The 22,753-nt window shown below is 62.3% G+C and carries 22 protein-coding genes; 10 read left to right on the top strand and 12 right to left on the bottom strand.

What is annotated here, in order from left to right; translation table 11 throughout:
* Positions 1–127 precede the first annotated feature (127 nt).
* Entirely contained in the window at positions 128–442 is a 315-nt protein-coding gene (locus RHEC894_RS05910) for a hypothetical protein (RefSeq protein ID WP_085736602.1), read from the top strand.
* Positions 443–454: 12 nt separating this feature from the next.
* Here the strand turns inward: RHEC894_RS05910 and zwf are convergent, their stop codons facing one another.
* The 4 genes from zwf to RHEC894_RS05930 all read right to left on the bottom strand — a co-directional run bounded on the left by zwf (position 455) and on the right by RHEC894_RS05930 (position 5,490).
* On the bottom strand, positions 455–1,972 hold the full coding sequence (zwf, locus tag RHEC894_RS05915) for a glucose-6-phosphate dehydrogenase (protein ID WP_085736603.1): 1,518 nt from the start codon (positions 1,970–1,972) through the stop codon (positions 455–457).
* Positions 1,973–2,105: 133 nt separating this feature from the next.
* Positions 2,106–2,876, bottom strand: a complete 771-nt coding sequence (gene tam / locus RHEC894_RS05920; RefSeq protein ID WP_085736604.1) for a trans-aconitate 2-methyltransferase — start codon at positions 2,874–2,876, stop codon at positions 2,106–2,108.
* Between the two features lie 85 nt (positions 2,877–2,961).
* On the bottom strand, positions 2,962–4,236 hold the full coding sequence (locus RHEC894_RS05925) for a hemolysin family protein (protein ID WP_085736605.1): 1,275 nt from the start codon (positions 4,234–4,236) through the stop codon (positions 2,962–2,964).
* Positions 4,237–5,010: 774 nt separating this feature from the next.
* The gene (locus RHEC894_RS05930; protein WP_010069744.1) at positions 5,011–5,490 is read right to left on the bottom strand and encodes a cupin domain-containing protein; all 480 of its coding nucleotides are present in this window, start codon (positions 5,488–5,490) and stop codon (positions 5,011–5,013) included.
* A 331-nt stretch (positions 5,491–5,821) separates the two neighbouring features.
* Between RHEC894_RS05930 and RHEC894_RS05935 the strand changes: the two genes are divergently transcribed.
* Entirely contained in the window at positions 5,822–6,640 is an 819-nt protein-coding gene (locus RHEC894_RS05935) for a sugar phosphate isomerase/epimerase family protein (protein ID WP_085738870.1), read from the top strand.
* Positions 6,641–6,964: 324 nt separating this feature from the next.
* Here the strand turns inward: RHEC894_RS05935 and RHEC894_RS05940 are convergent, their stop codons facing one another.
* Entirely contained in the window at positions 6,965–8,008 is a 1,044-nt protein-coding gene (locus tag RHEC894_RS05940) for a zinc-dependent alcohol dehydrogenase family protein (protein WP_010069746.1), read from the bottom strand.
* A 249-nt stretch (positions 8,009–8,257) separates the two neighbouring features.
* On the opposite strand from RHEC894_RS05940, the gene RHEC894_RS05945 reads away from it, so the two are divergent.
* The gene (locus RHEC894_RS05945; protein WP_010069747.1) at positions 8,258–9,145 is read left to right on the top strand and encodes a branched-chain amino acid aminotransferase; all 888 of its coding nucleotides are present in this window, start codon (positions 8,258–8,260) and stop codon (positions 9,143–9,145) included.
* A 170-nt stretch (positions 9,146–9,315) separates the two neighbouring features.
* Here RHEC894_RS05945 and RHEC894_RS05950 read toward each other — a convergent pair whose 3' ends face one another.
* Positions 9,316–9,591 (bottom strand): DUF4242 domain-containing protein, encoded by a 276-nt coding sequence (locus RHEC894_RS05950; protein WP_003587811.1) that lies wholly within the window; start codon positions 9,589–9,591, stop codon positions 9,316–9,318.
* Between the two features lie 86 nt (positions 9,592–9,677).
* Between RHEC894_RS05950 and RHEC894_RS05955 the strand changes: the two genes are divergently transcribed.
* On the top strand, positions 9,678–11,066 hold the full coding sequence (locus RHEC894_RS05955; RefSeq protein WP_010069749.1) for a tetratricopeptide repeat protein: 1,389 nt from the start codon (positions 9,678–9,680) through the stop codon (positions 11,064–11,066).
* Positions 11,067–11,325: 259 nt separating this feature from the next.
* Here RHEC894_RS05955 and RHEC894_RS05960 read toward each other — a convergent pair whose 3' ends face one another.
* Positions 11,326–11,880: a hypothetical protein gene (locus RHEC894_RS05960; protein ID WP_085736606.1), complete on the bottom strand. Its 555-nt coding sequence runs from the start codon at positions 11,878–11,880 to the stop codon at positions 11,326–11,328.
* A 160-nt stretch (positions 11,881–12,040) separates the two neighbouring features.
* Complete coding sequence (locus RHEC894_RS05965) at positions 12,041–12,943, bottom strand: LysR family transcriptional regulator (protein ID WP_085736607.1); 903 nt, start codon at positions 12,941–12,943, stop codon at positions 12,041–12,043.
* Between the two features lie 136 nt (positions 12,944–13,079).
* On the opposite strand from RHEC894_RS05965, the gene RHEC894_RS05970 reads away from it, so the two are divergent.
* The 4 genes from RHEC894_RS05970 to nadE all read left to right on the top strand — a co-directional run bounded on the left by RHEC894_RS05970 (position 13,080) and on the right by nadE (position 18,159).
* Positions 13,080–14,294 carry an HlyD family secretion protein gene (locus tag RHEC894_RS05970; RefSeq protein WP_085736608.1) on the top strand — a complete coding sequence of 405 codons (1,215 nt, stop codon included), beginning with the start codon at positions 13,080–13,082 and terminating at the stop codon, positions 14,292–14,294.
* 98 nt (positions 14,295–14,392) lie between these two features.
* Positions 14,393–16,006: an MDR family MFS transporter gene (locus tag RHEC894_RS05975; RefSeq protein ID WP_085736609.1), complete on the top strand. Its 1,614-nt coding sequence runs from the start codon at positions 14,393–14,395 to the stop codon at positions 16,004–16,006.
* 18 nt (positions 16,007–16,024) lie between these two features.
* Positions 16,025–17,209 (top strand): adenylate/guanylate cyclase domain-containing protein, encoded by a 1,185-nt coding sequence (locus RHEC894_RS05980; protein WP_085736610.1) that lies wholly within the window; start codon positions 16,025–16,027, stop codon positions 17,207–17,209.
* A gap of 116 nt (positions 17,210–17,325) precedes the next feature.
* Positions 17,326–18,159, top strand: a complete 834-nt coding sequence (nadE, locus tag RHEC894_RS05985; RefSeq protein WP_085736611.1) for an ammonia-dependent NAD(+) synthetase — start codon at positions 17,326–17,328, stop codon at positions 18,157–18,159.
* Positions 18,160–18,168: 9 nt separating this feature from the next.
* Here nadE and gstA read toward each other — a convergent pair whose 3' ends face one another.
* Positions 18,169–18,852, bottom strand: a complete 684-nt coding sequence (gstA, locus tag RHEC894_RS05990) for a glutathione transferase GstA (RefSeq protein ID WP_085738872.1) — start codon at positions 18,850–18,852, stop codon at positions 18,169–18,171.
* Between the two features lie 116 nt (positions 18,853–18,968).
* Between gstA and RHEC894_RS05995 the strand changes: the two genes are divergently transcribed.
* A complete protein-coding gene (locus tag RHEC894_RS05995; protein WP_085736612.1) occupies positions 18,969–19,586 on the top strand; it encodes a TetR/AcrR family transcriptional regulator in 618 nt (205 codons plus the stop codon).
* Here RHEC894_RS05995 and RHEC894_RS06000 read toward each other — a convergent pair.
* Entirely contained in the window at positions 19,548–20,792 is a 1,245-nt protein-coding gene (locus tag RHEC894_RS06000) for an MFS transporter (protein WP_085738871.1), read from the bottom strand. The two genes, RHEC894_RS05995 and RHEC894_RS06000, sit on opposite strands and share 39 nt — an antisense overlap.
* 117 nt (positions 20,793–20,909) lie before the next feature.
* On the opposite strand from RHEC894_RS06000, the gene RHEC894_RS06005 reads away from it, so the two are divergent.
* Positions 20,910–21,251 carry a nuclear transport factor 2 family protein gene (locus RHEC894_RS06005; RefSeq protein ID WP_010067670.1) on the top strand — a complete coding sequence of 114 codons (342 nt, stop codon included), beginning with the start codon at positions 20,910–20,912 and terminating at the stop codon, positions 21,249–21,251.
* A 15-nt stretch (positions 21,252–21,266) separates the two neighbouring features.
* On the opposite strand, the gene RHEC894_RS06010 is transcribed toward RHEC894_RS06005, so the two are convergent.
* Positions 21,267–21,998 (bottom strand): sulfite exporter TauE/SafE family protein, encoded by a 732-nt coding sequence (locus RHEC894_RS06010; protein WP_010067669.1) that lies wholly within the window; start codon positions 21,996–21,998, stop codon positions 21,267–21,269.
* A 91-nt stretch (positions 21,999–22,089) separates the two neighbouring features.
* Entirely contained in the window at positions 22,090–22,743 is a 654-nt protein-coding gene (locus RHEC894_RS06015; RefSeq protein ID WP_085736613.1) for a class I SAM-dependent methyltransferase, read from the bottom strand.
* Between the last annotated feature and the right edge of the window lie 10 nt (positions 22,744–22,753).

The following is a 22,753-nucleotide window of genomic DNA, read 5'->3' on the forward strand; positions in this document are numbered from 1 at the left end:
GAGAATACATTTCCGCGAGACCGATATTCTGCTCGCCAAACTTTGATCGTCCGCGCCCGTTCAAGCGGAACAAGGAAGATCGAATTGCTGTTATTATCGCATCGTTGAAACCAGAGGGAACAGCATCATGCGCAGGTTTATTGCAGCAACGTCGATCGCTCTCCTCAGCCTCTCCGCCCCGTGTCTTGCCCAGTCGAATATGGGCATGGACGCCAGCGGCCGGATCGACGGAACGCCGCCGCTCGGCACCGCGCCGGGCGTCGAGACGCAAAGCGGGCTAGTCATTCCGCTCGATTCGATCGAGACCGGCAGCGTCGGCAACGGCGCCCCGAGCGGACGGGTCGATTGGGCGCGCTGCCCGCCGCGCAAGGCCCGTGGGGCGCTTGCCACCGAAGGCGGCAATAGCGGCGCCTCCGTCAGCGCGGCCTGCCGCGATCGATAATATCGGAGCGTTCTATTTGCTGTCCTTGCCGTTGCGATGCAGCAGGACGCCAAGTTCATGCCATTGCCGCCCGTCGCGCTCGATGAGGCGATCGGCGCAGGCCGGTCCCATGCTGCCCGGGGTGTAAGCGTCGGGCGTGCTCGGGTCCTTTGCCCAGATGTCGAGGAAGGGCTGCACCGCCGCCCAGCCGGCTTCGATGCCGTCGGCGCGCTGGAACAGCGTCTGGTCGCCGATAAAGAGGTCGTAGAGCAGCGATTCATAACCGGTGGTCTTGCCGATATCGAATTTGTCGGCATAGCGGAAATCGAGTGAAACCGGCGTGGTATCGACCGAAAGCCCCGGCGATTTGATCGAGATTTCCATGCTCATGCCCTCGTCCGGCTGCACCTGGATCACCAGCCGGTTCGGCGGCAGGCGGCGGTTGACCTCGGTCTCGCGGAACTGCGCGAAGGGCACCGGCTGAAAGGTGATGACGATTTCGGTGTCGCGCGCCGTCATGGCCTTGCCGGTTCTCAGATAGAAGGGTACGCCGGCCCAGCGCCAGGTATCGGCATAGAGCTTCAGCGCCACATAGGTCTCGGTCCGGCTGTCGGGCGAGACGTCCTTGCTGTCGCGATAGGCCGGAAGTTCGGCGCCGTTGAGCGGGCCGGCGGTATAGGCGCCGCGCACGCCATGCGTCTTTGCCTCCTCGGGCGTATAGATGCGCAGCGCCTTCAGCACCTTGCTCTTCTCGTTGCGGATCGCCTCGGCATCGAAGCTGTTCGGCGGTTCCATGGCGATCATCGCCAGCAGCTGGAAGAGATGGTTCGGCACCATGTCGCGCAGCGCGCCTGTCGCATCGTAGAATTTGCCGCGGCTGCCGACATCGACGATCTCGGCGGCGGTGATCTGCACATGGTCGATATAGCGGCTGTTCCACAAGGACTCGATGATCATGTTGGCGAAACGCGCCGTCATCAGGTTCTGCACCGTCTCCTTGCCGAGGAAATGGTCGAGCCGGTAGACTTGGCTTTCGTCGATCTGGGCGAGAATCTGCGCATTGAGCGCCCGGGCCGAAGCGAGATCGGTACCGAACGGCTTCTCGATGGCGACGCGGCGGAAGGTGCCGTCCCTTTCATCGGTCAGCCCATGGGCGGCCAGCTTCTCGACGATCGAACCGAAGAAGGATGGCGGCACCGCGAGATAGAAGGCGGCATTGGCATCCGGCCCCAGCCGCTTGCCGATCTCCAGGAAAATATCGTCCTTGGTAAAATCCCCCGCCGTATAGGAAATGCGCCGGCGCAGGCTTTCCCAGACTTCGTCCTTCGCCGTCTGCTCTTCGCCGCTGAGATGGCTGAGGAATTCGTCGAGCCGCCCGCGCAGGAACTCGTCGTCACCCGGCTCGATGCCGATGCCGAGGATGTGGAGATCCTCGCCGACGAGTCGCTCGCGCGTCAGGTTGATGATCGCCGGCACCAGCAGGCGGCGCGTCAGATCGCCCGTGGCGCCGAAGATGACGAGGGTGACGGGCGGAGTAGGGGTGGCCATGATGTCGTTTCCCGTGATTTTCCGGCCGACTATAATGCGTGCCGGTTTCGCCGCAACATAGGCGGCGAGGAGTAACAGGCATTTGACAGCGGCGGGGCGCCCCGGGCCGCAAAAACCCTCATTCGGCTGCAGCCGGCTACCCCTTCACCGCCACCATGAAAATCCTGGGAAACCGCAGCAGCACCCGCCCGTCCGACAGCTTCGGATAGGCCTTTTCCACTCGCTGCAGATAATCAGCCAGAAACGCCTCGCGATATTTCTCGCCGGCATGGGCGAGATAGGGCATCAGCCCGGTTCCCTTTACCCATTCGACGATATCGGCCGCATCCGCCATCGGGTGATTGTAGATCGTATGCCAGACATCGACGCGCGACGCCTTGGCGATCAGACGGGAGTAATAGGCGGATGGCGCAGGCAGCCCCTTGCGGCGCACGCTCGTCGCCTCGAAGGCTGTCTTCCAGGGGCCGGCATGGGCGGTCTCCTCCATTGCCAGATGCGAGGGTTCGCCGAGATTGTCGGGCATCTGCACGGCGAGCACCCCGCCTTCGGAAAGCCCGTCCATCAGTCGGTCGAAAATGTCGAGATGGTCGGGCAGCCATTGGAAGACGGCATTGGCAAAGAGCAGGTCTGCCGGTTCCTGAGGCTGCCAGCTGGCGAGATCGGCCTCGACGAAGGCCGTGCCGGGAAGCCGCTTGCGCGCCGCTTCCAGCATGTTCATGTCGCTGTCGAGGCCCGAGACGCCTGCCGCCCCATAACGCTCGATGATCAGCTCGGTCGAGTTGCCTGGCCCGCAGCCGAGGTCGACGGCACGGCGGATGCTTTGCAGCGGCACTTGCGCCAGAAGGTCGCGCACCGGTCGTGTGCGTTCATCCTCGAATTTCACATACTGGCTGGCAGACCATGCCATGGCGTTCACTCCTGCTTCCAAATCATTCCTGTGCTGGATGCCAATCTCAGATGTTGCGGCCGGAAACGAAGGCACCCGCCGACCGTCACTCCGCAGACACGAGTATCTTGTCCACACGCCTCCCATCGAGATCGATGACTTCGAAGCGCCATCCGTCTCTCGTGAAACTCTCGCCCAATTCCGGCAGGTGTTTCAGCTCTTCCAGCACCAGGCCGGCCACCGTCTGATATTCGAGATCATCATCGAGCTTGAGATTCAGGAATTCGGCGAATTCGTCGATCGGCGTCCAGCCGGACACCAGGTAGGAACCGTCGTCGCGGCGAGCGATGGCCTGTTCGTCGACAGGTCCCTCCTGCAGAGCCCCCATGATCGCTTCCAGAATGTCGCCCGACGAAACAATCCCCTCGAAATGGCCGTATTCGTCGAAAACCAGCACCATGTGAACAGGTGATTTCCGGATGGCTTCGATCACGTTGATCGCGGTTGAAAGGTCTGAAACCACAGGTACGTCCTGCGTCAGGGCCTTGATGTCGGCACTGCCGTGTTCGGACATCGAGTCGTAAAAATCCTTGACCGGAAGGATGCCGATCACCTCGTCCGAACTGCCTTTGCGAACCGGCAGGCGCGACCGTTTCGTCCGGTGCAATTGCGTGCGGATTTCATCGAGGCTGTCGTCGATATCGATAATTTCGACGTCGCGCCGGGGCGTCATCAGCGCACGGGCGGTGCGGTCCGCCAGCCGCATGACGCCTGAGATCATCGCCGACTCCTCGCTTTCGATGACGCCGGCCGACTGCGCCTCGGCGAGAACCGTTTTGATCTCCTCGTCGGAGACATTGTCGCCACCTTTTCCCGCCTGGCCGAGAAGCTTGAGCACAAGATTTCCCGAGGCGTTCAGAAGCCAGACGAGGGGCAGGGCAATTTTTGAAAGCACCGCCATCGCCGGCGCGACCTTCGCCGCAACCGCTTCGGGTTCTCGCAGCGCGATCTGCTTGGGAACAAGTTCGCCGACGATCAAGGAGAGATAGGTGATTGCGACGACGACCGAACCGACGCCGATAGCGTCGGCGGCCGTCGATGACATCCCCTGGGCTTCCAGCCATCCGGTCAGGCGGCCCCCGAGGGTCGCGCCTGAGAAAGCACCGGAGAGAACACCGACCAACGTGATGCCGATCTGCACCGTCGAGAGAAAACGCCCGGGGTTTTCGGCAAGCTTGATCGCTTGGGCCGCACCCTTGCTGCCGTTGTCGGCAAGAACTTTCAGGCGGGCCGTCCGCGAAGACACGACGGCCAGCTCCGACATGGCGAGCACACCATTGAGGATGGTGAGAAACGCCACAATTCCAATTTCCAGAAACACAGGGACCCTATTCGTTGAGGTTGTAATGCCGCGTCAGGCGACACGGCGGGGCGGGGTCGTCGTCACGTAAGACCGCGCCTTTGAAGTGGAAATCATATGCCGCCTGCACGAGAAAGCCGGCCATATCAGGCCTGTCGGCGGCAAAATTTGAGAAAACGGCCCTCTCGGCACGCGCGGTGATAGACCCAAGGCGCGGCTGGAATCATCACGCCGTCTACAGTCACCGCCCGCGTCTTCGGCCGGAAGGTCCCGGTTGGAACGGGCGGAGCTTATACTGGATGGGTCGCTGTCAGGCATGGCGCAATTTTGGCGATGAAACCGATCCGGCGCAAGAGGCGTCGGGCGAAAATCCTTTTACCGCATTGATGTGACAGTTTCGAAACGGCGGCGAACGCATGTTATGGCGTAGCCGCAGACCTCAAAGTCAAGGTAATTGAGTTTCATTTCAGGCATTCGGCGGCTCGAGCATCAGACTTCTGAACCAGGAGGAAAAGCCCCCTCTTTCCGTTGGCTAATAAGGCCTGATTTTGGATGGGAAGCTGGAAGAGGTCGATGAGATTCCCAGCGATTTCACGGCTCTGGTCGACGAAATCCCATCTGCGCTCTGCGTCTAATCATTCCGAGCACCTCATGCAGGCGGGCTGGCCGCCTTGCCAGCGCAAGCCTGGCCGGTTGTGATCGTCACGCTACACCAGTTGGCGACGCCCGCCATGGGCGCAATTCCATTATGGTTGACACAGCACGAAAAGAAGGCCGCCCGCCAGCCCCGCACCGTCAAGCTGCCAGGATCGTAATCCCATAGGCATTGGCGGCCGCCGTCATCCGGGCGATGGTTTCCGCAGAAGGGCGGGCCTTCGGTGGCTCGGTCGCGCCTTCCTCTTCTATGAATTCCGCCATGTCACGATCGACGACTGCGGAAAAGACGGCGGGGACGGTTCCGCGGTTGGCATAGCCGTGCACCATGAAGGGGGCAATGCTGACGATGTCGCCGGCGCCGGCCTCGATCTCTTCGGGACCGTTGTCGGTCTGGCGCCAGATCGTCAGGCACCCCTCGAGGATGCGGAACACCTCAGGGCTCGCATGCGCATGTCTCGGCGTCCGGCTGCCCGGTGGTACGGTGACGTCGAAGAGATTGAGCCAGTTTCCGCGGATGCGGAGCCGCCGCTCGATCCTTTCGCCGAGGACGAAGAAGCGCTTCGCCTCGTCACCCGTCTCTTCACCGGCATGCACGTTCACAAATGAGTTGGACATCATGTCTCTTTCTTCTTGCAGGCTTTTTCTTGTTGGCTTTTCTTGCGGGCGCAGCCGATAAGCCTTTGCGCCGCCTTTGGCAACCACCGCGATATAGAGGTCGGGAAGCCGATCGCCCCCGATATCGGTGCGGCGAGGCCTTTTCGCAAGACCTGCCGGGCTGCGGCAAAAGCTCCTGATCGTCGAACTGCCGGCCTTCGAAGGCTCTCAGCCTGTAATACCGCCGACACAGAAGGGGCGCATAGAACGCGGCGGCTGTTCCGGCCGTCCCTTCACGCCGCGCCGGCATTCATTGCCGGCATTGATCGCCGGCATTCATCGATGGAGCGCATTCATGTCTTCTCTTCCCGTCGTCGGCGCCGCCATGACGCTCGATGAAGTCGAGATTCACCGCGACTGGCTGTTCGAAAAGCCGCGCGATCTCGAATTGCAGAGCTTCGTCGATGCGGAGGTCCTGAATGGCGACTGGGCGCTGCTCGCCGCACACGCGCGCAGGCTTCTCGACGGCCATAGCGGCCGCTTGGGCATTCACGGCCCGTTCTGGGGCTTTACCATCGCTTCGCACGATCCCGACATTCGCGCCGTCGTCAGTCGCCGCCTGTTGCAGGGCCTCGATGTCTGCGCCGCCATCGGTGCGACGCAGATGGTCGTCCACAGCCCTTACACCTCGTGGTCCTACAACAATCTCGACAATAATGACGGCGCCCGCGCGGATCTGGTCGAGCGCGTACATCTGACGTTGCGCGACGCCGTCAGGCGCGCCGAGGATATCGGCTGCACCATGGTTCTCGAAAACATCGAGGACAAGGATCCGCATATCCGCGTGGCGCTCGCCGACAGCTTCCATTCGCCCGCCGTCGCCGTCTCGATCGATACCGGCCACGCCCATTACGCTCATGGTTACACCGGTGCGCCGCCGGTGGATTATTACGTCAAGGCCGCCGGCAACCGCCTGCAGCACGTCCACCTGCAGGATGCCGACGGCTATGCCGATCGTCACTGGAGCCTCGGCGAAGGCTCGATCCACTGGCGCGCCGTCTTTGAAGCCCTTGGCAAGCTCGACAGCAATCCGCGCCTGATCGTCGAGATCAAGGACAAATCGAAAATCCCGGCCTCTGCTGCCTATCTTGCCTCGATTGGGGTGGCGGAATAGGGTTCGTTGCAACGCGGAGAACCTGTGAGACACTATTATATGGGATGACTAAGGTCGCGGCTGGGTTCCCTCTTCTCCCCAGCGGGGGTCCGAAGGACGGGTCGAGACCCGCGGCTCGACCCCGGTCGGTGGCCCGTAGGGTCGGATGGGGGCCACACGGCACATCCTATCATTGCCCTTCGCATGTGCTCAACGAATTTACCGATCTGCCGCGTAGCCCCCTCATCTGCCTGCCGGCATCTTCTCCCCGCTGGGGAGAAGCGGAATCGTGGCAGCGCCTTGGTTGCCTCTCACGCTTGTCACAGGCGAGAGGGCAGAACTCCCTTACGAAAACCGCGTAATCACGCTGATTCCCGTCGCCTCCGCCTTGTCGAGCGCCATCAGCGCCGGCACGGCCTCCTCGAGGCTGATCCGCCGTCCGATCAGCTTCTGCGGGGCGATTTTGCCGGCTGCCAGCATCGACAGCATGGCGTCGTAGCGCCAGGCCTGCATGCCGTGGCTGCCGTAGATCTCCAACTCGTGGCCGATCACCTCAGCCATCGGGATTTGCGGCGTGGCATGTTCGCCGAGCATCAGCCCCACCTGCACATGCCGGCCGCGCCGGCGCAGATTCTTGATCGAGTTGAAACAGGTGACGGGATGGCCGAGCGCGTCGATCGAGACATGCGCGCCGCCCTTGGTGATCTCGCGCACCGCCTCCGCCACGTCGGCGACGCCTGATGCGTTGACTGTGGCCACGGCCCCGCATTCCCGCGCAAAGGCAAGCTTCTCCTCCGATATGTCGATGCCGATCGCATTGGCGCCGAGGGCCGTGGCGATCATGATCGCCGACAGGCCGACACCGCCGCAGCCATGCACGGCGATCCATTCGCCGGGCCCGGTGCGTGCCTGGTCGGCGACGGCGCGAAACGAGGTGGCGAAGCGGCAGCCGAGGCTGGCCGCCGTCGCATCGTCGATCGTATCCGGCAGATGAACCAGATTGGTGTCGGCATAATCGATCGCCACATATTCGGCGAAGGAGCCCCAATGGGTGAAGCCCGGCTGGAACTGGTTCGGGCAGACCTGCTGGTTGCCGGAATGGCACTCTCCGCAATGGCCACAGCCGGAAACGAACGGTACGGTCACCCGGTCGCCCACCTTGAAGCGCATCACGCCGCGACCGGTGGCGACGACCCGCCCGGCAAGCTCGTGTCCCGGCACATGCGGCAGGCGGATATCGGGATCGTGTCCCATCCAGCCGTGCCAGTCGCTGCGGCAAAGCCCGCTGGCACCGACGGATATGACGACGCCGTCCTCGGAAGGCGTCGGATCGGGAAGGGTGCGGATCTCGGGCGCCTGTTCGAAGGCTTCGTAGTACATGGCTTTCACAGGCGTCTTCCTTTGCTGCTGTCCCGCGATTTTTCCCTATGATCGCACGCGGCAGGCCGCCGTTCCAACATCCCATTCCATCATTTTTGCTGATGCACCCATCGCTGAAGGCGTGGACGTCGCGCACGAATATTGCGGGCCGGACCCATCCTCCGGCATTTTCTTGCTTCCGCATTTCCCATCCGGATTTGTCCTTGACCCCGCCCGCTGCGGCGGTTTTTGCTTCCGAGCTTTACAGGGGAGGGCAGCATGGCCGTCGATACATCACCGCGTTCAACCACCTGGACTCATGTCGACGGGGAGTGGCTTTCCGGCAATCCGCCGCTGATCGGGCCGACCTCGCATGCCATGTGGCTCGGCTCCACGGTCTTCGACGGCGCCCGCTGGTTCGACGGCATAGCGCCGGACCTCGATCTGCACTGCCAGCGCATCAACCGCTCCGCGCTCGCCATGGGCCTGAAGCCGGTGAAATCGGCCGAGGAAATCGCCGCACTCGCCTGGGAAGGCGTTGCGAAATTCAATGGCGCCACGCCGATCTACATCAAGCCGATGTATTGGGGCGAGCATGGTTCGCCCGGCAGCGTCGTTTCCGTCGATGCCGAATCGACCCGCTTCGCGCTCTGCCTGTTCGAGGCGCCGATGGGCGGCCATGGCGGCACCAGCCTCACCGTCTCGCCCTACCGCCGCCCGTCGCCGGAAACCGCGATGACCGAGGCCAAAACCGGCTCACTCTATCCCAACAGCGGCCGCATGATCACTGAGGCGCGCAGCCGCGGTTTCGACAATGCGCTGGTGCGCGATCTGAACGGCAACGTCGTCGAGACCGCCTCCTCGAACGTTTTCCTGGTGCGCGACGGCGTGGTGATGACGCCGGCCGCCAACCGCACATTCCTCGCCGGCATCACCCGCGCCCGCGTCATCTACCTCTTGCGCAAGGCCGGCTTCGATGTCGTCGAAACCACGCTTTCCGTCGAGGATTTCCTTGCCGCCGACGAAATCTTCACCACCGGCAACTACTCCAAAGTCGTCGGCGTCATCCGCCTCGACGACCGCAACCTCCAAGAAGGCCCAGTCACCCGCAAGGCGCTGGAACTCTACATGAACTGGGCCCACGGCAGAAGCGAGAGCGAGGAGTGAGGAGAGGTCCCGCGAAGCGGGAGCAATCGATCCAGTGAATCGATCACTTCGCGGAATCCAAGTCCCCCCTGCGCCCACCAACACCTTGGCCCGGGGTCAAGCCCGGGTCTTAATCCGTCTTTTGGATCGGGTTTAGCGGATCGCGGCCGCCCGTCCTTGAAAATAACATCTCAGGCCAGATCATCCGCCGCAATGTGCTGGACTTCGATAATGCGCTGCAAAGGAAGTTGCGCGATCTGGTTCGCTTCCTCGACACGCTCGGCAGAAGGCGCATCGAAGAGGCAAAAAGACTTCTCTTCCGATGGCACGAAAGTCGAGCGCAGATACCGGACGGGCTTGCCTTGTTCAGTCATTTCGGCAGTCACGACCTTTGCGCGTGCCGCGGCGGCTGAAAGCTGCTGCGGAGTGATGCCGGGCAAGTGTCTTTCGACCATATACTGTGGCATGATGAGCTTCCTTCTGCATGCTGGATGAAGTTCAACCTCGATGCGCCTATTTTTTAAGATGATAGCGCCGATTGACGGTAAGAGAAATGAGTATCTACTTCGCCGTAATCTTCACCGACCTCGTCCGCCACTCCGCGGTCTGGAACAATGTCTCACGGGATGCGGCAGCGGGGATCATCACGGAATATCGCTACCTGTCGCAGTCCCTTGCCAGCCAGTACGGCAGGCGGCATGAAAATTTCACTGGGGATGGTCACCTCTTTCTTTTCGAATCCGCCGACGTCGCAGTTCATTTCTCGCTGAAGCTTATCGCGTATTGGAAACAACGCCGCCGGTCCCTGGCCGCATCTCAGCACGGGCATGATCTTCCCATCCGGGTGGGCTGCCATTTCGGCGAATGCTACAGGATTGCAGACGACGACGCATGGATTGGCCGGGCCATCAATATCGCAAAGCGCGTGGAAGCGAGCGCCGACCCGGACTCGTTATTTATCTCACAGACCATTCTCGAGCTTATCGACCTTCCCGTTTATAATTTCGAGGACGCTGGAAGTTTCGAGCTCAAAGGCGACTTCCTGCCTTGTCGCCAGCTCTACAGGATGGTGTCCGTCGACCAGGCCGCACTTGCCGCGAGACCGGAGGACAAGATGACCGCGGAGGACTGGTTCCTGAGAGGGGTCGGGCTCGGATCGGGTATTGCCGGTGCTGTGGAAGAAGAACTGCGTTGCTATCGCAAGGCCCTGGAACTCCGTGCAACATATCCGGAGGCTCACAACAATCTCGGAATTCTTCTGAAAAGGCTAGGTAACGTCGTGGAAGCTGCCGAGCATTACCGGGAGGCGCTCCGCCTTTGGCCGAATTATCCCGAAGGCCATTATAATTATGCGATCCTCTTGCAGGAAGTGGGCGATATTAGCTGCGCGGAAACGCACTATCGTGATGCCATTCGTCTTCGTCCCGACTTTGTGGATGCTCGCCTGCGATACGCTGGCCTTCTCGAGGCGAATGACGACCCGGTTGAGACCCACTGCCAATACCGGGAGGTCCTTCGTCTCCGGCCCGGCTTTGCCGAGGCCAATAACAACTACGGCGTCTTCTTGGAGCGAATGGGAGATACGGCCGACGCAGAAGCCCATTATGTGAGAGCGCTGGAGCATCAGCCCGATTACGCAGAGGCGCATTACAACTATGCCATGCTGCTCGAACCAGGCGACCTGCGCAGGGCGAAGGAAGAGTACCGTGCAGCTATTCGTGCGAGGCCCAACTATGTCGAGGCCCATAACAATCTCGCCGTCCTGCTTCACGAGAACGGGGATTTGCCCGCGGCGGAGCGTCATTACCTCGCCGCTCTCCAGTTGAAACCGGACGACCCGGGTACGAACTACAATTTGGCTCTGCTCGCTCAGGCAAAAGGCGACGCAGAAACGGCCAGTCGCCATTTCCGGCTTGCGGAAGAGTTGCGGAGCGGCGGCTAATGCAGGTCACCTGAGGTAGGGCATTCCCGCACCGATCAATTTATCCACTTGCGATGCTCCGCAATCTATCCAGCAACAGGGCTGGGCGCGGGAAAGACGCCTCACATCGTCCTGGCTGAAACGAGCCGGCCAATGGGTTCGCTCCCCGTGGGCATCGGTCTCCCACTCGCGCCGGGCACGGGTCACGGTCCCGATTTGGACAGCGCCCTATCTCTGCTGTGTGAAACAAAGATGACAGCTTTCCGTTTCGTCCTGTGGGTCAGAAGTACTCGTTTCGCCTGTAGAAATTGCCGTAGAGGTGCGTCAGCACCGAATTGGATGCCAGTTTGTCTTCATCGCTGTCGCCATAAACCAGTTTGTGCGGATCGCTTTCGCAATAAATGACAGCGACGAAATGGTTGTCACCCATGCCGGCGATCCCTGTCGAAACGTCGCGCCCCTCGATGACCGAAAATTTTGTACCGTTCTGTGAAGAGCCGCTCGCGGCTGCCGCCGCTTCGAAACTCGATTTATTGAAAATGACGTACCATAGCCAAGGATCGAACAAAGGCACGGTAATCATCGTCGCAAAGCAAACCGGAACAATGATGATAGCAACAAGGCGACTCACCATTCCACGGAGACGACGACGACATAACGCGATAAATGCGCCGATAAACCAGACGAACAGAACGCCAACGACAGACAGAAAGAGCAGCGCCCCTCCTAATAGATCGAAGAGCCCTCGTAGCCCATTGGCCGAACCAAGCGGCCAAAAATCCAACGCGAGATGGTAAGCGGCACACGTGGTGCCAAGACAAGCGGCGATGACCATTCGCCGAACATTCCAAGTGTCTACGGGCACAACCGACGCACCATCCCGTTGTTTTTCATAGTCGAATTGTGTTCAGTGAAGTCGAGGCATTTTTGGGGCAGAGCGGTTCTGCTGCCACTATGTCGCAGTGAAGGGCGACCTCTGATGTAAAATTACCCCCTCACGTCATCCACTTCCGATGCTCGGCAAATCTCTCCGCAAGCAGGTCGATGAACAGCCGCACCTTCGTCGCCAGATGGCTGCGGTTGGGATAGACGGCGTTGATGTTGAATTCGATCGGCCGGTAGTCCGGCATGATCTTCACCAGCCGTCCTTCGGCGATGTCGTCGAAGACCACGAAGCTCGGCGCCAGGAAAATGCCCTGGCCATTCAGTGTCAGGAAGCGCAGCATCTCGGCGCTGTTGGAGATGGCGTTGCCGCCGATCTTGACGCTTTCCTGCCGGCCTTCGCCATCCTCGAAGCGCCATTCCTCGCCATAGGGATAATAGGCATATTGCAGGCAATTGTGATCGGCGACCTCGGCCGGTCTTTGCGGCATCGGACGGCTGTCGAAATAGGCCGGCGAGCAGACGAGCATATGGCGCCAGGGCGTCAGCTTGCGGGCGACGAGCGACGAATCCGGCGGCGGCACGGTGCGGATCACCAGATCGTAGCCGTCCTCGATCATGTCGACCATCCGCTCGCCGACGCTGAAATCGAGCGAGATCGACGGATAGAGCGCCATATATTCGCTGACGACCGGCAGCAGGAAACGCACGATCGAACTGCTGGTATAGACCTTCAGCGTGCCGCGCGGCGTGGTGCTGAGCGCGCCGGCCGTCCGGTCCGCCTCGTCGAGTTCGGAGAGGATCTGTGAGGAGCGTTCATAATAATATTTGCCGGTTTCCGTCAGGCTGACCTTGCGCGTCGTGCGGTTGAGGAGGCGCACGCCGAGCCGGTCCTCCAGCGATTGCACATGATTGCCCACCATAGTGACCGACATGTTGAGCCGTCGCGCGGCGGCGGAAAAACCGCCGCATTCCACCACCCGGCCAAAGACGGCAAGGCTTGTCAGTCGATCCATATTGCCCTCGGATTATCCGCTGAGAGTTGATGATCCTTCCCGATATAAGCAGATTATCACAATGAACGGCAGGGTGCATTTTCCCTTCAATCGAACAGGCCTCTGAAACGGAGGCCGGCATTGAAGGAGAAGCACGATGGTTGAGTTGCCCCGCAAGGACGTTTTCGACACCGCCCGGCAGGTTGATGCCGCACCTGCGGCCGAAGCGCCGACCGCCCCGGTGGCAGAAGCGCCCGTCGTCGGGGTCCCGGCCGCGGAAGCCCAGGCAAGGACCGGCCGCAGGACCGTCAAGCGTGCGGTCATTGCCGCAGCACTGCTTGCCGGCGTCGTCCTGTCGGGCGATTTCGGCTATCGCTATTGGACGGTCGGCCGCTTCATCGAATCCACCGACGATGCCTATGTGAAGGCCGATTACACCACGGTCGCCCCGAAGGTTGCCGGCTATATCAAGCAGGTACTGGTCAACGACAATGATACGGTCAAAGCAGGCCAGGTTCTCGCCCGCATCGACGACCGCGATTTCCAGGCAGCCCTTGCGCAGGCGAGGGCCGATCTCAAGGCGGCGGAAGCCGCCATCACCAATATCGACGCTCAGATCGCCCTGCAGCAGTCGGTGATCGAGCAGGCGAGGGCGACGATCGGTGCCTCGCAGGCCTCGCTGGATTTTGCCGTTTCCGATGCCGCCCGCTCGGCCCGGCTCATCACCAGCGGCGCCGGCACGCAATCCCGTGCCGAACAGACTCAGTCGGCCCGCGACCAGGCCGCCGCCGCCGTCGAGCGCGACTGGGCAGCCCTTGTGGCGGCCGAGAATAAGGTGCCGGTTCTTCAGACCCAGCGCGAACAGACGGTTGCCCAGCGCGACCGCGCGGCAGCCGCCGCCCAGCAGGCCGAACTCAACCTCTCCTATACTTACATCGTCGCCGCCGTCGACGGCACGGTCGGCGCCCGCTCGATCCGCGTCGGCCAATACGTCACCTCGGGCACGCAGCTGATGGCGGTCGTGCCGCTGCATGCGGTCTATGTCGTCGCCAATTTCAAGGAAACGCAGCTGACTTATGTCCGTCCCGGCCAGCCGGTCGAGATCAAGATCGACAGCTTTCCCGATATGTCGATCAAGGGTCATGTCGACAGCGTTTCGCCGGCGAGCGGCCTCGAATTCTCGCTGCTGCCGCCGGACAATGCCACCGGCAATTTCACCAAGATCGTCCAGCGCATCCCCGTCAAGATCGTCATCGACGACGAGGCTCTGAGCGGCCTGTTGCGCTCCGGCATGTCGGTCGAACCCGAAATCGATACCAAGGCCGCGCAGACCTCTGCGGCCGAGGAAGGATTATCCCGGCACGCCGGATAATTCTTCCGCCCTTTCCCGAATGATCACGATCATTCTCCAATGATCACCCGAACCCCGTCATGAGAAGGTTTTCCGTGAGAACCGGAAAGAGATCAGCCATGGCCACTCTTCAGATCGCTGCAAACAGCAACTCGCGTCCCGCCGCGGCGGCGCCCGCCCAATCCGCCGCCATCAGCCCGCTGCGCATGTGGACAGCCGTCATCGGCTCCACGCTCGGCGCCTTCATGGCGGTCCTCAATATCCAGATCGTCAACGCCTCGCTTGCCGATATCCAGGGCGCCATCGGCGCCGGCACGGATGACGGCGGCTGGATCTCGACCTCCTATCTGATCGCCGAGATCGTCGTCATTCCGCTCAGCGCCTGGCTGGCGCGGGTCTTTTCTCTCCGCAACTATCTGCTCGCCAACGCCATCCTCTTCCTCGTCTTTTCGGTCGCCTGTGCTTTTGCCGCCAATCTGCAGCAGATGATCATCCTGCGCGCCATTCAGGGCTTTTCCGGCGGCGTGCTGATCCCGATGGCCTTCACCATCATCATCACGCTGCTGCCCAAGGCCAAGCAGCCGATCGGCCTTGCCCTCTTTGCCCTGTCGGCCACCTTCGCGCCGGCCATCGGCCCGACGATCGGCGGTTATCTCACCGAGAACTGGGGCTGGGAATATATCTTCTACGTCAATCTGGTGCCGGGCGCGCTGATGGTCGGCATGCTCTTTGCCTCGCTCGACCGGGCGCCGATGAACCTGAGGCTGCTTGCCAAGGGCGACTGGCCTGGAATCGTCACCATGGCGATCGGCCTGGCAGCACTTCAGACCGTGCTGGAAGAGGGTAACAAGGAAGACTGGTTCGGCTCGGATTTCATCCTCCGCCTGTCTGTTGTCGCCGCCGTCTCGCTGACCTTGTTCATCGTCATCGAGCTGAAGACCGCCCATCCGCTGCTGAACCTGCGACTGCTGGTGCGGCGCAATTTCGGCTTCGGCATCGCAGCGAACTTCCTGCTCGGCATTGCGCTTTACGGGTCGGTCTTCGTGCTGCCGATCTATCTCACCCGCATCCAGGGCTATAATTCCGAGCAGATCGGCATGGTTCTGGCCTGGACCGGCATTCCGCAGCTGCTGCTGATCCCGCTGGTGCCGCGCCTGATGAAGCGTTTCGACGTCCGCCTGCTGATCGCCGTCGGTTTTGCGCTCTTTGCCGCCTCGAATTTCATGAATGTGCATATGACCGGCGATTATGCGAGCGACCAGCTGTTCTGGCCGAACATCGTCCGCGCCATCGGCCAGGCGCTGGTCTTCACGCCGCTCTCGGCGATCGCCACGGCGGGCATCGAGCAGGAGAATGCGGGTTCGGCGTCCGCCCTCTTCAACATGATGCGCAATCTCGGCGGCGCCGTCGGCATCGCCTCGCTGCAGACCTTCCTGTCGAAGCGCGAACAGTTCCACTCGAATATCCTGACCAATTCGGTCTCGGTTTTCGAGGAAGCCACGCGCGATCGCATTGCCAGGCTGACGGCCTATTTCATGAGCCACGGTGTCAGCGATCAGGCGCTCGCCGGCCACAAGGCCATCGTCGCCATCGCGCTCAAAATCCGTAAACAGGCCAATATCATGGCCTTCAGCGACACCTTCTTCCTGCTCGGCGTCGCCCTCGTCGTTGCCCTGCTCGCAAGCCTGCTTCTCAAAAAGCCCGGTCAAATCTCCGGCGGCGGCGCCCATTAAATGCAGGAGGAGATAGCCATGACGACTGCGATCCCTCAGCCAAAGGCGGCCGGCAATGCAGTCAGCACCGGCGCGCTGCTCTCGGTCATCGAATGGCTTTCCGGTGACGAATGCCACGCGCTCGACGAAGCAGGCCTCGTCTCCGGCCTCGGCCGCAGGCTTCAGGCCCTCGGCCTGCCGGTCGACCGGCTGACCCTGCATCTGATGACGCTGCATCCCGAGCTTATCGGCCGCACCGTCGCCTGGGCGCCGGGCGAGCCGGTGGAGATCCACGATCGGGAACACGGCGCCCGGGTCGCCATATCAAACACGCCGCTGCGCAAGGTGATGGAAACCCGCGAGCCGCTGGTCGTCGGCATCAGTGAAAGCGCCCATGGCCGCTGGCAGCATATCGATGTCTTTGCCGATCGCGGCCTGATGCAACTCGTGATCGCGCCGCTCTGCAATGTCGACGGCCCGGTCAGCGCCGCCGTCTTCGCCACCAGGCGGCCGGGCGGCTTCACGGCAGCCGAGCAGCAACTGATCGAGCGCATCCTGCCGGCGCTGCGCAACGCCAGCGAGCTGCGCATCCTGCGCCAGGTCGAGCTCAGCCTGCTCGATACCTATATCGGCCCGCTGACGGCAAGCCGGATTCTGGCCGGCCGCATCCGCCGGGACGAGGTAGAATCGATGCAGGCGGCCCTGCTGCTCTGCGATCTCAGAGGCTTCACCGAACTGTCGAACCGGCTGCCCGGCAGCACCGTGCTCGGCCTGCTCAATGCCTATTTCGACAGGATCGTCCCGGCGATCACCCGCGAGGGCGGCGAACTCTTGAAATTCATGGGCGATGCCGTGCTCGCCTTCTTCCCGGGTTACGATGCCACCCATTCCTGCGGCGCCGCTCTCGCCTCGGCCCGTGCCATCCTCCATGAGATCGATCATTTCCGGTATGAAGGCATCGGCGTGAAGGCCGGCATCGCCCTGCATTATGGTGAGGTCAGCTACGGCAATATCGGCTCCGGCCTCCGCCTCGACTTCACCCTGATCGGCCGCGACGTCAATCTCGTCAGCCGCATCCAGGCCGCCTGCAGCGAGTTGGGCGAGCCCTTGCTGATGTCGGCACCCTTCCGCGAAGAGGCCGGGGCAGGGGATACCATCTCCGCCGGGGCGCATCGGCTGAAGGGTTTTGCCGAGCCGGCGGAGTTGTTTACGATCGCAAGGTAGGTGCCGGTAGCACCCCCCTCTGCCGGGCAGGGCAGAGGGGGGTGCCACACACCTTACCCTTCTCGCATCTTTCCGCCATAGTGCCCCGCGAACCCCACAACACCGAGGAGAATCCCATGACCGTGCTGTCCGATGAACAAGGCGAAATCATCCGTGAGCTGGGCGTTGCCGCTGATATCGATCCCGAGCGTGAGATCGAGCGGCGAACCGAATTCCTCAAGGATTATCTCGTGGCGTCGGGCATGCGCGGCTATGTCCTCGGCATCAGCGGCGGCGTCGATTCGCTGACGGCGGCACTGATTGCCCAGAAGGCGGTGCGCGAACTGCGGGCCAGCGGCCATGCGGCGGAATTCATTGCCGTGCGGCTTCCCTACGGCATCCAGGCGGATGAGGCCGATGCGGCGAGGGCGCTTGAAACGATCGGTGCCGATCGCACGATGGTGGTCAACATCAAGGCGGCGGCGGATGCGATGCTGGCCGCCACTCGGAACGGCGGCCTCGCATTTGCCGATGCCGGCCGGCAGGATTTCATCCTCGGCAACATCAAGGCCCGCCAGCGCATGATCGCCCAGTTTGCGCTCGCCGGCGCGCTCGGCGGCCTGGTGATCGGCACCGACCACGCCGCCGAGGCGGTCATGGGCTTCTTCACCAAATTCGGCGATGGCGCCGCCGATATCCTGCCGCTCGCCGGCCTCAACAAGCGCCGCGTGCGCCTGCTCGCCAAGCGGCTCGGCGCTCCTGATGAGCTGGTGTTCAAGGTGCCCACCGCCGATCTCGAGGATCAGCGGCCACTGCGCCCCGACGAGGAGGCCTATGGTGTCAGCTACGACGAGATCGACGATTTCCTCGAAGGCAAGCCGGTCGGCGAGATCGCCCGCCGCCGCATCCTCGCCGCCTATCGGGCGACCGCCCACAAGCGCGCTCTGCCGGTGGCCGTCAACGCGCTCTGAGGGACACGCTCAGGGCTGCACCGGCGAACCCGTCCAGTCCGACGAGGCGAGATAGGCATTCGGCGCGAAATAGACACCGTCGACGTCGAAGGCCTGGAGATCTTCGGCGCGCAGCGCTTCGCGCACCTTCGGGCGTGCCGCCACGCGGGCCATGAAACCGTGCAGCGCCGGCCATTGCTTGAGATTGATCTGCGTCCAGGGCGACCAGTTCAGGCAGACGAAGAGATAGGCGTCCGCCACGGTGAAGGCCTCGCCGGTCAGATAGGGTCCGGCAAAACGGCCGCTCAGCCAGGAAAGCCGCTTTGCGACCTGGGCGCGGATCTGCGCATGCACGCTGGCATAAGCCGGCTCGAACAGCAGCACCATCGGCTTGTGCAGTTCGGCGGATATGAAATTCAGATAGGATTGCACCTCGTTGCGTCTGAGGTTGCCGACCTCGGGCAGCATCGCGGCGCCTTGCGGCACGCTGTCGGCGAGGAACTGCGCGATCGCCGGTCCCTCCGTCAGCACCTTGCCGTCGTCGAGCATCAGCGCCGGCACATAGCCGTTGCCGTTAATGGCGAGATAGTCCTTGCCGTCGCTCGTCCGTTGGGTTTCCCGGTCGACCTCGACGAGCTCGATGTCGAGCCCCAGCTCCCGGCAGACGATATGCGGTGAAAGCGAGCAGGCCGCGGCGTTCATATAGAGTTTCATGGCAATTTCCTCTCTCATGCAGGCGGTCGAAGCCGCCTGTTCGATATCATTGAACATCTGTACTGTTTCGCATAAAATAGACTTCGTCAAGAATTTAATGCGAAACGGTACAAAATATGAAGGATGAGAAGAAGCGCGGCCGCCCGAGGACTTTCGACGCCAAGGCAGCGCTCGGCAAGGCGCGGGATGTCTTCTGGGACCGGGGCTTCGCCGCCGCCTCGCTCGATAATCTGAGCGCGGCGACCAACCTCAACCGCCCGAGCCTCTACGGAGCCTTCGGCGACAAGGAGGATCTCTATCTCGATACGCTGGAAGGTTATCGGCAGGACGGCATGGATGCACTGGCCCAAGCGCTCGACCCGTCGCTGCCACTGCGCGACAATCTCGCCCGCGTCTATGAAAGCGCACTGGCGGTCTATCTACACGGTGAAACGGCCGCCCGCGGCTGTCTGCTGATCGGCACGGCGACCGTCGAAGCGGTCGAGCGTGAACGGGTGCGCGAGGTGCTCGGCCGCAGCCTCAGCGATTTCGACGGCGAGATCGAAAAGCGCATGCACCTTGCCGTGGAACGCGGCGAACTTGCCGAAGGCGCCGATCCGCAGATGCTGGCAAGGCTCGCCTCCGCCGTCATGCATTCGCTTGCGGTGCGCGCTCGGGCCGGCGACAGCCGTGAGGTGCTGGAGGCGATCGCCCGCTCAGGCGTCGAGCTGATCTGCGGGAACCGGCATGTTTGATGCCTTGGCGTCCCTCGGCCGCACGATCCAGGCATAGGCAGCGCCGGCCAGAAGCAGCAGCGACGTGCCGAGGAAAACCGAGCGCATGCCGATATGCCCGCCGACGAAGCCGCCGAGAACAGGACCGGCGACCTGGCCGACATATTGCGAGGAAATGGAAAGCCCGAGAATGGCGCCGGCCGCACTGTCCGGGACGTTGTGGCGGATCACGGCGGTAATGCAGGGCAGCAGCCCGCCGAGGGCTGCACCCATCAGGAACCGCAGCATGATCAGCTGCCAGGAGCTGGTAACGAGGGCCTGCGGGATCAGCAGCAGCCCGGCAACGGCAAGCGCGCCGGAGATGACAGGCCAGTGGCCGATCCTGTCGGCGAGCTTGCCGAGTCGGGAGGCCGAAAGAATGCTGCCAAGCGCGGCGGCCGACATGACGAGACCCGATATCATCGTCACCTGATCGGCCGCCGGCACGATCTGCGCGACATAGACGGTGATGATCGGCTCGATCGACATATTGGCGAACATCAAGAGCATGCCGGTCGCCAGCATCGCGATCACAGGTCGCTTGTCGGCAACGGATTTCCAGCCGCCGCTTGCCTTGGCCGCCTGTTTGCGGGCCGGAGATTTCTCTTCCTTGATCAGCAGGGTGGTGGCGAGAAAGGCGAGGAAGATCATCGCCCCGGCGGCGAGAAAGGTGCCGCGGATGCCGATGACCGCAGGCAGTACGCCGCCGACGAGCGGCCCGACGAGATTGCCGGCCATGATTCCGGAAGAGAGCACGCCGAGCGCCCAGGCCGAACGGTCCTTCGGCGTCTGCGTCGCCACCAGCACCATCGAGCCGGAGGAATAACCGCCGGCAAGCCCGACGAAGAGGCGCAGCGCTGCCAGCTGCCAGACATTGCCGGCCATGCCCATCAGCGAGATCGCCACCGTCATGCCGAGGCTGGCACGCACCAGCATCAGCTTGCGGCCATAGATATCGCCGAGCCGCCCCCAGAGCGGCGCGACGAGAGCGGCCGCCAGGAAGGTGGCGCCATAGGCAATGCCCGACCATTGCACGATCGCCGCATGATCGGTCACGCCGAGTTCTTCGACATAAAGTGGCAGGAAGGGAAGTAGCAGCGTCATCGCCACGATCGTGGTGAAGGAGCCGATCAGCGAGACGGCAAGGTTGCGCCTCCAGTAGATCGAGCCTGCTTGCGTGTCGGTCATTCTTGCCTCGGCATCGATCCTGCGGGCGCAGTTGCGCCGCAAGCTGGATCATCTCGGGTGAAAGTGGTAAAAGATAACCGATTGCATAATGCAATCGGATAATCGGAGGATTTTGCCATGAACGAGATGCGATCCAGGCAACAGACTGTCCGCGATCTCTACACCGCCTATCTCGCCGATCGCAAGGACCTTGTCGGCGCCATGCTGACAGAGGATTTCGCCTTCTCCAGTCCGCGCGACGACCACATCGACCGGGCGGCCTATTTCAAGCGCTGCTGGCCGAAGGAGCCGGTCTTCCGTACGATCGAGATCGAATTCCTGGCGGTCGACGGCGACGAGGCTGCTGTTCGCTACCGCGCCGAAAAACTGGACGGCGCCAGCTTCGCCAACATGGAGAGCCTGCGCTTCCGTGGCGACAGGATCACCTCCGTGGAGGTCTATTTCGGCCGGAATTTATGACCTCGACCCAGCGGCTTAGAAGATCCGCATTGCCGACGTCATGATGATGATCATCGACACCGCCACCATCAGCGCCCGCACCGGCAGCCGCTTGACGAGGAGGGCGCCGAAAGGGGCGGCGATGACGCCGCCGATGATCAGGCCGATCGCCGAATTGAGCTCCGACCAGCCGAGCGTGACGACGAAGGTCAGCGAAATCGTCAGCGTCACCGCAAATTCGGTAAAGTTGGTCGAGCCGATCACCCGTTTCAGATCATGGCCGCGGCTGACGAGCGTGCTGGTGACGACAGGCCCCCATCCGCCGCCGCCGATCGCATCGAGCAGGCCGCCGCAAAGCCCGACCGGCGGCACGATCCAATCGCGGACATCCCGTTTCGGCGGTGAGCGAAACGCCTTGTAGAGGATCAGCAGGCCGATCGCGATCAGATAGGCCGAGACGAAGGGCGCGATCGTCTTGCCGTCGATATTGGCAAGCAGATAAGCCCCGATCGCGCCGCCGATCATGCCGGCCGGTGCGAGCCGCGCCACCAGGCGCCAATCGACGTTGCGATGATAGGCATGCGAGAGGCCCGAAGCGGCGGTCGTAAACATTTCCGCCACATGCGTCATGGCGCTGGCATTGGCCGCCGGCACGCCGAAGGCGAGAAGGCTCGTCGTCGACAACACGCCAAAGGCCATGCCGAGTGCGCCGTCGACGATCTGCGCGCAAAAGCCCACGACGATGAAAAAGAAGAAATCCGATGTCATGCGGCCCCCTCACGAACGGTAGCATCAGAACAGGCGACGCGGGGAAAAACTTCCGGTCTCAGGCGGCCAGTTTCTCAGGAGGCCAGTTCTCTCACGAGGTAAGCCCGCGCTGCTTCAGCCGGACGATTTTGAAAAAGCCGTTCGGGAAGACCGGCAGGACCTCGGCAGCGGCAAAATCGCCGCGGCGCTCGGCCCAGGCGAGGATGCGGTGGAGGCGGAAGGCGGAGGACCAGCCGATGTGACGCATCAGGGGCGCCACCGCCGTCTCGATCGCGCCCTGCAGACCGGCGCCGTCGCCGAGCTTGCTGGCGAGGATGATCTCGCCGCCGGGCCTCAGCACCCGGGCGCATTCGTCCAGTGCCCGTTCGGGTTCGGGGATGAGCGTGATGACGAAGGGCAGGCTGACCGCATCGAAAGACCGGTCGGCAAAGATGAGCGCATGCGCATCCATCACCTCGAGCGCCTGCACATGCGCAAGATTCTCGCGTTTCGCCTTTTGGCGGGCCCGCGCGATCATGTGTTCGGAAATATCGATGCCGGTCACCCGGCAACCTCGCGGGTAATGCCCGAGCGTCAGCCCGGTGCCGACGCCGATCTCCAGTATATCGGGCCCGGCCGCGGCTGCGAGTGCGGCAAGCTTGCGGTGGCCATCGCGCAGGATGCCGCGATAGACGCGGTCATAGACCGGTGCCCAGCGCCGATAGATTTTCTGCTGATCTTCCGCGCTGTTGCCAAGCCCTGACATGCCGCCCCTC

The sequence above is a fragment of the Rhizobium sp. CIAT894 genome (genome assembly GCF_000172795.2).
In the GTDB taxonomy this organism is placed as follows: domain Bacteria; phylum Pseudomonadota; class Alphaproteobacteria; order Rhizobiales; family Rhizobiaceae; genus Rhizobium.

Excerpts from the sequence above, each read along its gene's own strand:
- RHEC894_RS05975 (WP_085736609.1), top strand. The coding sequence starts at position 14,393 with ATGGCCACTCTTCAGATCGCTGCAAACAGCAACTCGCGTCCCGCCGCG.
- RHEC894_RS05960 (WP_085736606.1), bottom strand. The coding sequence starts at position 11,880 with ATGGTCATCGCCGCTTGTCTTGGCACCACGTGTGCCGCTTACCATCTC.
- RHEC894_RS05955 (WP_010069749.1), top strand. The coding sequence starts at position 9,678 with ATGAGTATCTACTTCGCCGTAATCTTCACCGACCTCGTCCGCCACTCC.
- RHEC894_RS06015 (WP_085736613.1), bottom strand. The coding sequence starts at position 22,743 with ATGTCAGGGCTTGGCAACAGCGCGGAAGATCAGCAGAAAATCTATCGG.
- RHEC894_RS06005 (WP_010067670.1), top strand. The coding sequence starts at position 20,910 with ATGAACGAGATGCGATCCAGGCAACAGACTGTCCGCGATCTCTACACC.
- RHEC894_RS05930 (WP_010069744.1), bottom strand. The coding sequence starts at position 5,490 with ATGATGTCCAACTCATTTGTGAACGTGCATGCCGGTGAAGAGACGGGT.
- RHEC894_RS05935 (WP_085738870.1), top strand. The coding sequence starts at position 5,822 with ATGTCTTCTCTTCCCGTCGTCGGCGCCGCCATGACGCTCGATGAAGTC.
- RHEC894_RS05980 (WP_085736610.1), top strand. The coding sequence starts at position 16,025 with ATGACGACTGCGATCCCTCAGCCAAAGGCGGCCGGCAATGCAGTCAGC.
- RHEC894_RS05995 (WP_085736612.1), top strand. The coding sequence starts at position 18,969 with ATGAAGGATGAGAAGAAGCGCGGCCGCCCGAGGACTTTCGACGCCAAG.
- gstA (WP_085738872.1), bottom strand. The coding sequence starts at position 18,852 with ATGAAACTCTATATGAACGCCGCGGCCTGCTCGCTTTCACCGCATATC.
- RHEC894_RS05945 (WP_010069747.1), top strand. The coding sequence starts at position 8,258 with ATGGCCGTCGATACATCACCGCGTTCAACCACCTGGACTCATGTCGAC.
- RHEC894_RS06000 (WP_085738871.1), bottom strand. The coding sequence starts at position 20,792 with ATGACCGACACGCAAGCAGGCTCGATCTACTGGAGGCGCAACCTTGCC.
- RHEC894_RS05950 (WP_003587811.1), bottom strand. The coding sequence starts at position 9,591 with ATGCCACAGTATATGGTCGAAAGACACTTGCCCGGCATCACTCCGCAG.
- RHEC894_RS06010 (WP_010067669.1), bottom strand. The coding sequence starts at position 21,998 with ATGACATCGGATTTCTTCTTTTTCATCGTCGTGGGCTTTTGCGCGCAG.
- RHEC894_RS05965 (WP_085736607.1), bottom strand. The coding sequence starts at position 12,943 with ATGGATCGACTGACAAGCCTTGCCGTCTTTGGCCGGGTGGTGGAATGC.
- nadE (WP_085736611.1), top strand. The coding sequence starts at position 17,326 with ATGACCGTGCTGTCCGATGAACAAGGCGAAATCATCCGTGAGCTGGGC.
- RHEC894_RS05910 (WP_085736602.1), top strand. The coding sequence starts at position 128 with ATGCGCAGGTTTATTGCAGCAACGTCGATCGCTCTCCTCAGCCTCTCC.
- RHEC894_RS05970 (WP_085736608.1), top strand. The coding sequence starts at position 13,080 with ATGGTTGAGTTGCCCCGCAAGGACGTTTTCGACACCGCCCGGCAGGTT.
- tam (WP_085736604.1), bottom strand. The coding sequence starts at position 2,876 with ATGGCATGGTCTGCCAGCCAGTATGTGAAATTCGAGGATGAACGCACA.